The 13260-nt window shown below is 67.5% G+C and carries 13 protein-coding genes, 1 tRNA gene and 2 pseudogenes; 6 read left to right on the forward strand and 10 right to left on the reverse strand.

The features are described from left to right. Positions 1–244: 244 nt before the first annotated feature. The gene (locus tag ACFVWD_RS17225) at positions 245–955 is read right to left on the reverse strand and encodes an SRPBCC domain-containing protein (protein WP_389596941.1); all 711 of its coding nucleotides are present in this window, start codon (positions 953–955) and stop codon (positions 245–247) included. Positions 956–1442: 487 nt separating this feature from the next. On the opposite strand from ACFVWD_RS17225, the gene ACFVWD_RS17230 reads away from it, so the two are divergent. After that, positions 1443–1658 carry a hypothetical protein gene (locus tag ACFVWD_RS17230; protein ID WP_389596943.1) on the forward strand — a complete coding sequence of 72 codons (216 nt, stop codon included), beginning with the start codon at positions 1443–1445 and terminating at the stop codon, positions 1656–1658. 107 nt (positions 1659–1765) lie between these two features. Here ACFVWD_RS17230 and ACFVWD_RS17235 read toward each other — a convergent pair whose 3' ends face one another. Together ACFVWD_RS17235 and ACFVWD_RS17240 are read right to left on the reverse strand one after the other, a co-directional pair. Next, positions 1766–2386, reverse strand: coding sequence for a nuclease-related domain-containing protein (locus ACFVWD_RS17235; protein ID WP_389596945.1), 621 nt, complete (start codon positions 2384–2386; stop codon positions 1766–1768). Between the two features lie 122 nt (positions 2387–2508). Next, entirely contained in the window at positions 2509–2877 is a 369-nt protein-coding gene (locus ACFVWD_RS17240; protein WP_389596946.1) for a hypothetical protein, read from the reverse strand. Between the two features lie 1224 nt (positions 2878–4101). Here ACFVWD_RS17240 and ACFVWD_RS17245 point away from each other — a divergent pair. Then, positions 4102–4545, forward strand: coding sequence for a hypothetical protein (locus ACFVWD_RS17245; RefSeq protein WP_389596947.1), 444 nt, complete (start codon positions 4102–4104; stop codon positions 4543–4545). Between the two features lie 226 nt (positions 4546–4771). Here ACFVWD_RS17245 and ACFVWD_RS17250 read toward each other — a convergent pair whose 3' ends face one another. Beyond that, positions 4772–5287, reverse strand: coding sequence for a phosphoribosyltransferase (locus ACFVWD_RS17250; RefSeq protein ID WP_389596949.1), 516 nt, complete (start codon positions 5285–5287; stop codon positions 4772–4774). Between the two features lie 23 nt (positions 5288–5310). Continuing rightward, positions 5311–5886, reverse strand: a complete 576-nt coding sequence (dcd, locus tag ACFVWD_RS17255; RefSeq protein WP_261688281.1) for a dCTP deaminase — start codon at positions 5884–5886, stop codon at positions 5311–5313. Positions 5887–6386: 500 nt separating this feature from the next. Here dcd and ACFVWD_RS17260 point away from each other — a divergent pair. Next, positions 6387–6460: transfer RNA gene (locus ACFVWD_RS17260), tRNA-Gly, on the forward strand. A gap of 306 nt (positions 6461–6766) precedes the next feature. Here the strand turns inward: ACFVWD_RS17260 and ACFVWD_RS17265 are convergent. Next, on the reverse strand, positions 6767–7153 hold the full coding sequence (locus ACFVWD_RS17265; RefSeq protein WP_389596950.1) for a winged helix-turn-helix transcriptional regulator: 387 nt from the start codon (positions 7151–7153) through the stop codon (positions 6767–6769). Positions 7154–7378: 225 nt separating this feature from the next. Beyond that, positions 7379–8218, reverse strand: a pseudogene (gene xerC / locus ACFVWD_RS17270) (tyrosine recombinase XerC); the annotation flags it as partial. A gap of 508 nt (positions 8219–8726) precedes the next feature. On the opposite strand from xerC, the gene ACFVWD_RS17275 reads away from it, so the two are divergent. Then, complete coding sequence (locus tag ACFVWD_RS17275) at positions 8727–9704, forward strand: TolB family protein (RefSeq protein ID WP_389596952.1); 978 nt, start codon at positions 8727–8729, stop codon at positions 9702–9704. Here the strand turns inward: ACFVWD_RS17275 and ACFVWD_RS17280 are convergent. After that, positions 9692–10279, reverse strand: coding sequence for a hypothetical protein (locus tag ACFVWD_RS17280; protein ID WP_168509811.1), 588 nt, complete (start codon positions 10277–10279; stop codon positions 9692–9694). The genes ACFVWD_RS17275 and ACFVWD_RS17280 overlap by 13 nt on opposite strands. Positions 10280–10360: 81 nt before the next feature. Here ACFVWD_RS17280 and ACFVWD_RS17285 point away from each other — a divergent pair, with 81 nt between their 5' ends. Beyond that, the gene (locus ACFVWD_RS17285) at positions 10361–10486 is read left to right on the forward strand and encodes a hypothetical protein (protein ID WP_389596953.1); all 126 of its coding nucleotides are present in this window, start codon (positions 10361–10363) and stop codon (positions 10484–10486) included. Between the two features lie 577 nt (positions 10487–11063). Here ACFVWD_RS17285 and ACFVWD_RS17290 read toward each other — a convergent pair. Then, positions 11064–11570, reverse strand: a pseudogene (locus ACFVWD_RS17290) (GtrA family protein); the annotation flags it as partial. Positions 11571–11802: 232 nt separating this feature from the next. After that, positions 11803–12438 (reverse strand): PepSY domain-containing protein, encoded by a 636-nt coding sequence (locus ACFVWD_RS17295; RefSeq protein WP_389596955.1) that lies wholly within the window; start codon positions 12436–12438, stop codon positions 11803–11805. 136 nt (positions 12439–12574) lie between these two features. Here ACFVWD_RS17295 and ACFVWD_RS17300 point away from each other — a divergent pair, with 136 nt between their 5' ends. Beyond that, the gene (locus ACFVWD_RS17300; RefSeq protein ID WP_389596957.1) at positions 12575–13252 is read left to right on the forward strand and encodes a response regulator transcription factor; all 678 of its coding nucleotides are present in this window, start codon (positions 12575–12577) and stop codon (positions 13250–13252) included. Positions 13253–13260: the final 8 nt, after the last annotated feature.

Consider the following 13260-nt stretch of genomic DNA (forward strand, 5'->3'; position numbering starts at 1 on the left):
CGCGTACTCAGGCCCCGGCCGTCACGACCGGAGAATCCCCGGACCATTCCTGCGGCGGAGAATCAAGCCCGATGACTCCCCTGACATCAGCGCCTGACACCAACAAGGGCGAACAACTGTGGTCGACGCCGAACGTGAGCGGACAGCCAGTCGAGGAGCCGGGTGGGCGGACCGACATCGACAGCGCCCCGTCATCGACCTGATAAGGATGAGGCCACAGGTTCAAGCGTCGCTTCTGCTTGGTTCATTCGCCGCCCGGGAATCGCTCCGTCCACCAGGGCCGCCAGCGGGAGTCCAGTTCGGCCAGCTGGGCGTCGTCGAGGTCGTAGGTGCTCAGGATCGCCATGGCCGCGCCGTTCGGCTTGCTGGGTGATGGGTCCGCACTGGACACGATGAGGAGTCCGTCGCCCCAGGCGTCGACCGTGATGCCGAGTTGGTGGCCAGAGCGGAACCACATGTCCCCTGCGACGTCCTCGCCGAGCAGATTCCTCTGGAACGGGGTGCCCGCGGCGATGTCCGCGAGGTCGAGTGCGTCGATGAGGTGCACCGCGTTGTCATTGCCGCCGACGAACGAGAGTGTGCGGCGGACGGCGCCGGGGTGGCGCTCGACGGCGAACTTCAGCTGCTGCAGGAAGGTGGCCCAGCCTTCGGTGACGTCGTCGTAGTAGGCGTCCCGGTCCGGGTTGTCACCACGGGGGGCGCGAGTGAGCGTGACCCGGGTGCCCTCGCCGTTCGGTTCGAGCCTGAATTCGTCGCCACCGTGCAGTGTCAGCGTGCGTGCGAAGGCGTTCTCCACCGTGTCGGTGAAGAAGATCAGGTCGATCTCGCCGTGCAGGCCCTCGTAGTCCCAGCCCATCCAATGGCGGATCTTGTCCTTGGACCGCAACGCATCCCACACCACGTCCACCGGCGCCGCGATGGTGACCTCGATCCGCGGCCGTGCGTCGTCACTCATCCGATCCTCCTTCTGTCACGGCGGGAGCCGGGTGGCCGAGGGCGACGGGACGACCCAGCGCACGAGACCCACGAAGCGACCGCAGGTCAGAGCGCTTCCTTGTTCACCTTGGCGGCTTCTCCCGACTTATGCACTGGAGGCAAAGCACTCCAGGCGTCGTTGACTGAATGAGGGTAGTCGCGGACGCCTCATACACGCAGGTCAGCGCGATAACCGAGGTGGAACACGACGAACGCGAGGCCGGCAGGAGCCTAGAGCGTGTCTGACGGGTCGCGTCATGCAGACCGTCCCCACCGCCAGAGCTGCCATCGCTCCGCCGTCCGTCCCGCCTTCCCAGTCGGCCGCGAAGGCCTTGGGCGGGCCGGGTCAGCGGCCCCGCTCCCGACAGCCATGTCACCCGAATGGCGCAACATGAGGTGCCACCCGTATGGGTGAAGATCAAGATGGCTAGTGCCGCAATCAAGGCAATCCGTGAAAGGGGAACAAAATGCCCATTCGACGAATCCTCGCCTCCGTCATCGCCACGGCAGCCCTCGCCGGACTCGGCCTCACAAGCGCCGCCACCGCCACCGCCGCCACCGCACAGGGTGCCCCGTCGTACGTCACCCCCTCTCAGTGCAGGCAGGGCGGCGGAGAGCCCCGGATCGACTTGCCGGGCAACCCCTGCGTGGGCGGTACGTACGACGGCCAGTCGGTCGACTAAACCCCACAAGGCGCCCCGCAGCCACGCGCCGCGGGGCGCTCCCGCGCGAGCGTAGCCGGGAGAGTCGCAGGGACTGTGCCGACCCGTCGGACACGCCCTAGCACCAATCAGGCGTTGAGCCACGTTCGAGGGTCGCGGGCGACGGCGTAGACCCGGCGCACCTGATCCTCAGAAAGAGACGGAGACAGGCCGGACAAGACTCGATCCACCTGATCAGCCGACAAGACGAGGACGGGAGGGGCGGCGTTTTTCACCGTCACCTTGGCTGCGTGAACAACAGCGATCACCGGACGAACCGAAACATGGAACCCACAGCGTTGCGACAGGACCCGGGAGACGCGACGGGCTTCATGCTGGCTGATCACTATGTGGCGCGTTGGTGCGCGGTTCACGGTGATCGCAGTGTCGCCGTACCAAACAGCCTTGCCTTTGTGGCGTTTTGAGTTGATCGTGAAAACACCAGCAGGGCCGATTGCCAGATGATCGATGTCCGAACCACTGGACCACTGGACGGCGTGCAGGACAGACCATCCCCTGCTCCTGAGCCTGTTGAGTCGCCGCCCAGTCACACGCTCGCCCACCAGCCCGTTGCTCCAACTGTGGATTTCGGAGCCACGTAACCAGCGACCGAGGAGCCTCTTTGGGGCGCTTGGTTGGAGTTCGATGATCTTGCGGCGCACGGCATCGCCGGGTCGATTCAACGCCAAGTCATCCTGAGCAGCGTGCACGCCATCCCCCCCCGTAGAGCCAACCTGTCCAGGTCATCACGGAGCCAAGGTGCGGCCAAGACCCGTACCGGCCAGGGCGTTGTTACAGGTTTCTCTACTCTCGGAGCCGAGCGGCATTCCGATCATTCCACCACGGCGGTAATCGTCTCGGTGGGTGCGTAGGTGCCCGACATCCCACTCGGGTCGTACCAGGTGAACTCGCCCACCACCGTGCCCCACTGGAGGTAGTAGGGAACGTCGAGCGAAATTCCCTTGTCGTTGGCGTTACCGATCAGGCGGTCTCCGTAGGCGACGCTCACAGGTGACGAGAGAGTGCACTGGATCCAGCTGTGTGAAGTGGAGGCGCAGGTGCCGACCTGCGTGCCGGTGCCGCTCATGATGAAGGGGAAGGTCACGTTGTTGGGGTTGATGACGCTCGCACCGCCCTGAGGCGAGAACGTGAGCGTTGTGCCAGGCTGGGCGGTGCACCCGTCCGCCGTAAGACACTGCATTCCAAACGTGGTGAGAGCTGTCCTCCCGTGGTGGACTGGAGCAGACCTCTGCGGCCAGCCCCAGTTGCCGGTGGAGGCCGAGGCGGTGGGGGCACTCGCCAGGACACCAGCGATGGCGCAGAGACCGACGGTAGCCAGGGCAGCCCTGCGCTTGAGCGAAGCGAACATGGAGATCCTTTCTGACCTGAGGAGGAACCTCCTCGGCATCAAGAGGTAGCGCCTTCCTGATCTCATGACGGTTCGTCATGCCCGGGGCCCTTCAGAAATCGCCCCGATGACCCGCTGTGCTTCATACGCTGGCTTCAGGCTTCTCTGGACCGAAGAAGAGCGCTCAGGCCGGGAACCGAAAGTGGGAGAGCAGCACACGTGCCCCCGGCGTGCCCGGTCAGATGGCAGGCAGCAGGGAACAACGGGGAGCGTCGGCGAGTCTCCTGGAAACGCGCGGGTCAGCGCCTTGGCAGGTCAGGCCGGGGCCGGTTACGCGATCTTCCAAGCTGGTGCTCCAGGATCCCGAGCGCGGCGGCGCTGACTTCGGGACAAGCAGACATATGCGCGCCGCCCCGTCTGAGACGCTGGGCAGATGCTCACTGAAGACGAAGCGCGAGGGCTCGTTCTGGCGGAGCTTGCGCGGGCCGAAAGAGCGACACACCTAGAGCTCGCCATCTCCAGGGTTGAATCCGTGCCTTTCGGGTGGGTGTTCTACTGGTGCGCGCGACAGGACATCGGTCGTCCCGTCGGCCAACGGCCAACACTCGGTGGGAACGGCCCTTTCTTGGTGGATCGGGAGAACGAGCGGCTTATCCGAGCTGCAACCAGCAGGCCCGTACCCCAACAGATTGCGGACTATGAGCGTCGGCTGCGGCATGAGGCTCATGTCCAGAACGCGGCGGCGAAGCAAGCTGTACAGCAAGGAAGTACAGCAACCACAGCAACCGTGGCCATGCGCCACCAACCTCCGACAGTCGACTGACCTGCCGAGCAAGCCTCAGCGACCGCCCCGCCCATAGTTCGCATCGAGGGGCACACCGCAACACCCCGCTCGGGCCGCCTCTGGGCCGTGCGGGGGTGCTCAACGACGACCAACGCTGACAACCACCGACAGCTAAGTCGCAGGTCGCAGCGTTGATCGATTACACGGCCGCAGGTCAGAGACCCAGCCCTTCACTTCCAGCGGAACTGATTGTTGGAGTCGACGCGGCCCGCAGTGAGCCCTAGCCTCACGCCATGAGTGACGCAGTCGGGGCAGAGGATGCCGTCAAGAACCGCTGCCTGCGAGCAGCCCGCATGCTTGCCCCATGCGTGAGCTACTTCGTCGAACGGGTCTCGTTCGGGGCCGTGGACGGCGGTGATTGTGTGGATGTCTTCCTCAGGGAGGGTCCGCACAAGCCAGACGTCGTGATCTCGCTTACCTATCTGCACCACGTCGAGACAGGAGATTCGATCGCGGTTCAGGGCTCCTTCATCGACGAGATCTTGGTGGAGTACCTCCCGCGGCTGCCACACCCATGGCCTGCCGATGCCATCGGTCTCATCGACCGCTCTTCCGATCTCCCCGAGTTGGTGCGGCTCCGGATCGCAGGGCCTTCGGAGGTCGGTGTCGTCGCATCCTGCCTCACCGTCTACACCGCGATGAGCGACGACGAAGCGAGCTTGCCGCTACGTGGATGAGCAAGGCCCAGGCGGTTGCTGTACCGCGGCGAAGTACAGCAACCAAAGCAACCGACCCCAACCATCAGCGCCCTGCAAAGGCCGTGGAGGGGCTGATACGACCGTCAGCGGCTGATCTCTATAGAGCTACGGATCAGAAGGTCACCAGCATCCCGAACAACACGAGAGCCCCTCGATGATCTTCGAGGGGCTCTCGCACATCTGCAATCTACGAAGAAACCGCAGGTCAGAGCGCTTCTCTGGACGGTGTGATCGGCTCGCCCGACTTACGTACCACGGGCAACACACTCCAGGGGAAGTTGATCCAGTCGTCGGTCCGCTTCCACACGTACTCGCACTTCACCAGCGAGTGGGGCTTCTCATAGATCACGGCGCTGCGGACCTCGGCGACGGTGTCGACGCAGAAGTCGTGCACGAGCTTGAGCGTCTTGCCGGTGTCGGCGACGTCGTCGGTGATCAGGATCTTCTTGTCGGAGAAGTCGATGGCGTTCGGGACGGGAGCGAGCATGACGGGCATGTCGAGCGTCGTACCCACACCGGTGTAGAACTCGACGTTGACCAGGTGGATGTTCTTGCAGTCGAGGGCGTACGCCAGTCCACCCGCGACGAAGACACCCCCGCGGGCGATGCTGAGCACTATGTCGGGCTGGTAGCCGTCGTCGGCGATGGTCTGGGCGAGCTCACGGACCGCGGTCCCGAACCGCTCGTAGGTGAGGTTCTCCCGCGCGTCGGACAAGCTCATGTCCTCGCTCTCCCCGCTCCCGCTCACACCTGGGTCCGATGGAAGTTGAGGAAGGACCGGGAGGCGGTCGGTCCGCGCTGGCCCTGGTAGCGGGAGCCGTACCGGTCGCTGCCGTACGGGAACTCGGCCGGCGAGCTCAGCCGGAACATGCACAGCTGCCCGATCTTCATGCCCGGCCAGAGCTTGATCGGAAGCGTCGCGAGATTGGACAGCTCCAGGGTCACGTGCCCGGAGAAGCCGGGGTCGATGAACCCGGCGGTGGAGTGCGTGACGAGCCCCAGCCGTCCGAGCGAACTCTTGCCCTCCAGCCGCGAGGCAAGATCCACGGGAAGCGAGATCACCTCGTACGTGCTCGCGAGCACGAACTCCCCGGGGTGCAGGATGAACGGCTCGTCCCCCTCGGGCTCGACGAGCCGAGTCAGATCGGCCTGCTCGACGGAGGGGTCGATGTGTGGATAACGGTGATTCTCGAACACCCGGAAGTAGCGGTCGAGCCGCACGTCGATGCTCGAGGGCTGCACCATGAATTCGTCGTACGGGTCGATACGGACCCGGCCGGCGTCGATCTCGGCCCGGATGTCCTTGTCTGAGAGAAGCACGCCCCGAGGATACGCGGGGACTGTCAGCATTTCGCACAGTCCCCGCGCCCCAGGTCCTACCGCTGGTCCTACCGCTGAGTCCTACCGCTTCTCGAGCGTGACCGGAACGACGCTCCGGAGCCGCGCACACCGCGGACACCGGACCAATCGACCGGGGCCGAGTCGCTCGGCCTGCTGCATCGGGAACGAAGCGGTGCTGAACACGTGCCCCTCGGCACAACGGACGACGGTGCGCTCCATCAAGTCCTCAGAGTCCCTTCCCCAAGAGCCGCGTCTGACTGACGACGTAAGCCACATTACGGGATGAAAGGGACGGCTCTCCAGGCGGCACTCCGGCCCCGCCCAGACCCTCTTCCACGCCTCCACCGTACGCCCCAACTCCGGTCCCCCGCACCCGCGTCCACCCCCCGAAACGCGCACCGGCCCCACGGCGCCAGCGCCAGGGACCGGGCATGAGGTAGAGTGAGCGAGCATTCGACACCGGGTGACCGGCGTCTTACGCGGGTGTAGTTTAGTGGTAGAACATCAGCTTCCCAAGCTGAGAGTGCGAGTTCGATTCTCGTCACCCGCTCCAGAATTCGCCCCCAGGTCAGCGGCCTGGGGGTTGTTTGTTGTCTAGTCCAATTTGGGGGCGGCGTGCCCTCCGCGCGCCCTAAGTGCAGGTGGGATGCGCCGCCGGAGTCTCCTTAGGGCCTTCGAGACGAAGAGGCAATTCGTCTCAAATCGCGACCGCCGATCGCCTGGCTCTCGGCGAGCTTGGGGCTGATGATGCGGCCCACGTCGTAGACGCCGACCAGCTACTGGGACAAGGCATCCTGGCAGCCGCACGCTGGCCGCCGAGTAGGGCGCGACGGCTTGCCGCCGCCCTGGACGTACGGCTTCAGCAGCCGGTCGGCCGACTCGGCTCCGGCAGATGGGTCTTCGCCCACTGTGCGAGCTCCTTGAGCGCAGGCTCCAATGCCGCGCCCGCTTCCGTCAGTTGGTAGGACACCCGCAGTGGCGGCCCCTTGTCCACCTCGCGCACGACGAGTTCCGTGGCGGCAAGCTCGGTCAGGCGGTTGGAGAGCGTGCGCTCGCTGATTCCGGGGATCGCCCGGCGCAGGTCGGCGAAGTACGTCGGTCCCGTGATCAGCACGGACATGATGGGGCCGTTCCAGCGCTTTCCGAAGAGTTGGAAGACGTGTGTGATGCCCTCGTCGACCTGCGTACGGGTCTCCGCATCGTGACGGGCTGCGCGGTCGCGGGCCCGGTGCGTCGGCCGATTCATACGCCGAGGCCGTGGCGCAGTGCCGCGGTCATGTCGGAGAGGATGCGTTAGGGCCATGCTCCGCGCCGTCCCGGCGGGCGACACCGCGCGGAAGCCGGAGCAAAGCAGCTGACCTACTGAGCCCCTCCGTCAGCCGGCGGAGGGCGATGCCGGCAGGTTCTGGTCGGCGGCCCAGGAGGCGAGGACGCGCAGCCGGTCATGGGTGGCGGAGCCGGGCGCGGCGGTCCGGACTGTCAGGTTCTGGTCGGCGCCGGTGTCGGCGGCGAGGGTGTTGTCGGTGCGGCGGAGGTCGTAGAAGCGGAAGTTGTCCGGCATCCCGACCTTGGTCCTGGCCTTGCGCCACTTCCGACCAAAGGTCGAGCGGCGGAACGGGGCGCCCTTCTCACCGAAGGAGAGCAGACCGTCCACCCCCTTCTTCGCGAACCACTGCAAGTGACGCCGCAACTCCGGGAGCACGAAGTCGGGCAGGTAGACGGCGCGTTTGCCCGCCCGGGTCTTGGGGTCGCCGGTGACGCGCCTGCCGTTGGTCAGCTCGGGGCAAACCTGTGTAACGCGCAGGGAGCATTCGTCGAGAGCGACGCTGCGACGGCGCAGTTCGGCCGGCTCCTCCGGGTGAAGGGAGGCGAAGGCGCCGAGCAGGACCATCAGGCGCCGGCGTGGGCCCATGGCGTCAGCGAGGTCGAAGACCTGCTCGATGGTGGCGGTGGGGCGTTCGTCGGCCTCCTCCTTGCCCGCGCCCTTGATGCGGCACGGGTTGCTGCCCAGGAGGTCGTCGTCGACCGCCGTCTGGAGGATGGCCTTCAGCAGGCGGTACGACTTGGCGACCGTCGTGGCGCCGGTCGCCTTCAGTCGCTCGGCGCGCCACGCGCGGACGGCCGGCGGAGTGATCTCGTCCAGATCCTTGCCGACGAAGGTCGGCAGGATGTGCAGGCGCAGCAGACCGTCGTAACGGTCGTGCGTTGTCGGGGCCAGGCCGCGCTCCTCCTTCCAACGGAGCGCGTACTTCTCGAAGTCGACCGCGCCGGCGTCCGGATCGCGCCCGTGGTTGCGTTCGATGTCGGCGCGGGTGCGGATCGCGTCGGCAACACGTCACGAACCTCGGCCTTCGGCGGCGCACGTCCCGGCTCCGAAGGCGCGCGAGAACCGCCTGCGCGCCGCGGCGGAACCAGGACGATGACGGAAATACCTGTGCCGTACGTGTCGGACGGGATGCCCCTGCACGGGTGCCGGAGGCGCCCTACGGCCCAGTTGTTGATGGTGTCGACGGTGATCGGTGCGGTGACCTGCGATTTCGGCCTGGAACGATCTCGTCAGCGGCCTGTCGCAGTGCACGGCGTCTGCCCCACGCAGGCGGGTTCAGTGCGTCGGCACCCGTTCCTGACGTTTCTTCATCTCATTTGACCCGCTATTGCACAGCTGTGACAGCGAGCGCACAGCCCTGTCACCCCCTGTTGGAAGACTTTTCTCATCGCGAAGGGCAGCAAGCCGACGGACCGGTTCAGGTCCCGGGGACGGCAGGCGGTTCCCGCGAAACTCTCATCGCAGCGTCATTCACGTCCCTGGGGGAACCTCGATGTCCGCTCGTAACCGTCGGAACACCGCAGCCGTCACCACCGCAGGTGCCGCCGCACTGCTCACCCTGTGCGGCACGGCCGCAACCGCGATGGCTGCCCCGTCCTCCGGCGGCGACGCCAAGGGCAGCGCCGCGATGGTCGCCGCAGCCGCGTCCGCCCACACGGTCACCGTGCCCAGGGGACTCACCATCAGCGACGGCACCCGCCACGTCATGGTCAACGGTAAGTCGATCGACTTCGGCACGACCGTCCGTGACCTGGCCTGGAACCCCAGCGGCAGCAAGGCCGCCTTCATCGACGGGCACGGCGACCTCGTCGTCTCCAACCCCGACGGCAGCCACCGCGTCACCGTCGCCGCCAACCCGGGCGGGCAGACCTGGTCCCACCCCACCTGGCAGGTGACCGCCGCCGACCGGACGAACCAGATCCCCGCGAAGAACAACCTCATCTTCTCGGCCAAGATCCACGGCAGCACCGTCCTGGAGGGCGTCAAGGCCACCAGCAACCACGGCAAGCCGACCAAGATCAGCCTGAACGGCGACCCGGGAGACGGCAACGTCCCCCAGACCAACAACACCTGGCCGAATGTCGGCGGCAGCTACGGCTCGGCCGTCTACGAGAACACCCACACCGGCGAGGTCTACATCCGCGACGACTACCTGCGGCAGCAGGGCGGCGCGCTGACCAAGGGTTCCGAGCCCGCTCTCTCCCCCGACAACGAGGAGGTCGTCTTCGTCCGCTCCGTCCACGGGCACGACCACCTCTTCGTCGAGGACTTCGGCGGCTCCACCAAAGTCGTCAAGGACGTCACCCCCAACGCCACCACCGACTACACCGAGCCCACCTGGTCGCCCAACGGCAAGACCATTGCCTTCCGCGCCCCGACCGGTACGTACACCATCACGAAGACCGCCCACGGCTTCGGCAAGCCCGTCAAGGTCTCCAAGCACACCGGCCTGCCCGCCTACCGCGGCTGACCGCCACCCAACCGGCCGCCGGAGCGGGCGAGTTCAGCCTGAAGCTCGGGCAGGTGCTGGTCGGCCGTGTCATGCGGCAGGTACTCGACCACATCGAGAAAGCGGAACAGAACCTGGGTCTTGGTGACGGCGAACTCGTAGTCGCCGTACCCCACCACGGCACCCATATCGCCGCGAACAGCACCCCGGACGACATGCGCGGTCATGTCGTCCGGGCTTTGTGCCGTCAGCCCCCGCCGCGCGTTGGGGCGCGCCAGATACGGGCAGACCATCGAGGCGTAGAGCATGCACGCGCGGTGCCCCGGCGCCTCCAGGGTCGCCGCCATGTTGCGGTACGGCCGCCCGGCAGCAAGCGCCTCGCGGATCGCGGAACCCTCCGCGGCACCGACCACCCGCCACACCGGACCCTTGGGTATCAGGGTGTTGCAGACGGAACACAGACGCTGTCGTGCGCACTCGGCGCTGCGCCCGTAGTCGGTGAGCGCGAACTGGGGCTCGTCGCCCTCCCACGGGGTGATGGCGGGTACGGGATAGCCACGGCTGTCACGAGGTCTGGCCTCGACGGTCGCCGGCATGGGAACGGAATCGAATCGCACACCCCATGGTGAACCAGATGGCCTCGCCACCGCGACGGTTGTCAGACATGTACGAACCCTGTGTCCACCTCGCACCAGATGAAGGACCCGTCCGTACCGGTGCTGTCGGCGACCTACGACGACCTCTGCTCCGCCAACCACCGCCGCCGCCTGCCCGCGCCGGATCGCGACACCGGAGTGGAGTGATGGCGCACGGCCACGCCGGACGACGCCGTTGACCGTGCTTGCCGCTCTCACGGGCACGCTGTGGGCACGGCATCGAGGAACGGTGAGCAGAGCGCGGGCGCGAAATCGGGTTCTGCGCTGATGGGATCGTCCGGGCCAGGGGACGGTCCGTACGTACGAAGAAGGCCGTGTCACCCGCCACCGCCACGACCGCGTCCTTGACGAGCGGCAGGCCCAGGTCGGATACCTGGCCTTGTTCGCGGGCCCGCCGCATGGGCATGCGCCGGACTCAGGTCCCGTGCGTGCGCAGCTGATGCCCGTAGGCGAAGATCACGACGATGCCCGTAGGCAAAGATCACGACCTGCGCGCGGTCCCGTAGCGCGCGTCTTCGCGGTGGCCTGGGTGAGGAACAGGCGTTCGGCGATCTTGGTGTTGGTCGGACCGTCGGCGACGGGGGTGGGGGACGTCCTTCTCGCGGGTCGTCAGTTGGTCGAGGAGCGCGCCCGCGGTGTCGTCGTGGGGCCGGGGTGCGATCCGGCCGCAGCGGTCGACGAGGCCGCAGATGGTGTGCGAGGCGAGGACGGCGTCGCCGGAGGCCGCGGCGTGACTCCCTGGTGCGGCCCGGCCGGTACGACGTCCTTGATCCGGCGCCGCGATCCGGGTCCCGCCATGAGCGGAATCGGCGAAGACGAACAGCCGCAGCACCAGGAAACGTCCGGTTCCGGCAAGCCCGGCGGCGCTGAGGTAGACGGCCTGTTCGGAAAGGATCCCCGGCGACGGCCGCACCATGTGCAGAACGGCCATCGCGCAGCAGGTCACCGCGTAGGCAGCAGCGGCCGACCCCGCGGACTGCCAGTGCCGGCGCCATCCGGCGCGGCGCCCGGCCCCGAAGGTGAAGCGTGCGTGGAGCTCCGTACAGAGGACGGTGGAGGCGGCGGTTATCAGCGCGTTCGCCACCATCCAGGGCATCAGGGCGGCGCACAGTGACACAGCGGCACTGGAGGCGGCCCCGACACCGCCGCCGCACAGGACGAAACGGGCGAAGGCAGTGGCTGGACCGGGAACGACCGGGGTCCACCGTGCGTCGTTCCGGTCGGTCGCCATCCGCCCCGTACGCGGCGTGACCCGGGTGCCACACCGTGTTTCGCGCGCCGTCTCCGGCTTCGACGCGAGCGGCGACTTCATGGGTTTCCCTGGTTTCCTTCCGGACGAGGTAGCTGTGAACCTCTGAGGCGGGCCGGGTCGGACCATGCCGCTGCGCGCTCGCGGCGCCGAGGCGGTGCACCCCCGGGCCGAGGGCGGGCCGCGCCGCACCCTCGGCTCGGGGGCCGGGCCGTCAGCTCGCCGTGTCCGAGGTGGCCGGCGCGACGGTGTTGCCGGTCACCGTGCCGGTGGCTCCGTCGATGGTGACCAGGTGCCGGACACCGTCGGCGCCCAGCACCTCGACCTCCCACGCGCTTCCGCCACCCTGCTCAGCGACCACGCGCAGCGCCTCCGTCTTGCTGTCGGAAACCGCCTTGCCGGCCGCCTCGATCGCCGCAGCGGCCGATACCACCGGCAGCGGCGCGGGCGCGAGGGTCCCCGCAGTGCTCTGACCGCTCCGGCTGTTCTGACCGCCCTGGCTGCTCTGGGTGCCCTGGCCGTTGCCGCCGAGCCTGGATTCGTCGTTCTGGCCGCCGCGACCGCCTCGTGCCTGCCCGTATGCGCCCTGCCGGTCGTCGCGGCCGTCCGCCCGCCTGTGCTCTGCCGCAAACCGGCCGTGGTCGCCCTTTTCACCGTGGTCGTGGTGGACGACCACAGCGGCGCCGGCCGCGGCCGCCAGGAGAACCGCGGCGCCGAGGACGGTGCCACGGCGACGGCTCACCCGGGGGAGGCGCGCCCGGAAGGTCTTGGCCGACTTGGCCGGCTTCGGCAGCGCAACCGGTGAGTCCGGCGTCGACTCGGGCTGCTGCGGCGGTTCGGGTTGGGACATGCTCGGGCTCCTGATCGCCTCGACCGGCCCGGTGCCGGCGGCTGCGATCAGCTTGGAATGCCGTTGCTGAAGCCAGGCTGAAGGTGGCTGAAGGCGTCTTCAGCCACCGTCCGTCCGGCGTGCGAGGCTGTATGCCGTGCGCGTACTGGTGGTCGAGGACGAGAAGCGGCTGGCCGCCGCTCTGCAGCGAGGGCTCAGGGCCGAGGGGTTCACCGTCGATGTCGCCCACGACGGGAACCAGGGACTGTGGCTCGCCCTGGAGCACAGCTACGACGTGGTCGTGCTCGACATCATGCTGCCCGGCCTCAACGGCTACCGGGTCTGCGCCAGGCTGCGCTCGGCCGGGAGCGTCACACCGATCCTGATGCTCACCGCCAAGGACGGGGAGTACGACGAGGCCGAGGCGCTGGACACCGGTGCCGACGACTTCCTGTCCAAGCCGTTCTCCTACGTCGTCCTGGTCGCCCGGCTCCGCGCGCTCCACCGTCGTACCGGCCACCGGCTCCCTCCGGCATTCCGGCTCGGTGACCTGGTGATCGATCCGGCCGGCCACACATGCGTCCGTGGCGGCACCGAAGTCCGGCTCACCGCACGGGAGTTCGCCATTCTGGAGTACCTGGCCCGCCGGGCCGGCGAGGTGGTGTCCAAGCCCGAGATCCTCGAACACGTCTGGGACTCGGCCTTCGAGGCGGACCCCAATCTCGTCGAGGTCCACGTCAGCGCCGTACGCCGCAAGATCGACACCGCCTTCGGGCGCTGCGCCCTGGAGACCATCCGCGGCGCCGGATACCGGCTGGCGGCCGACGGTGGCTAGATGGCTCG

It is taken from the genome of Streptomyces sp. NPDC058086 (genome assembly GCF_042885015.1).
GTDB lineage: Bacteria > Actinomycetota > Actinomycetes > Streptomycetales > Streptomycetaceae > Streptomyces.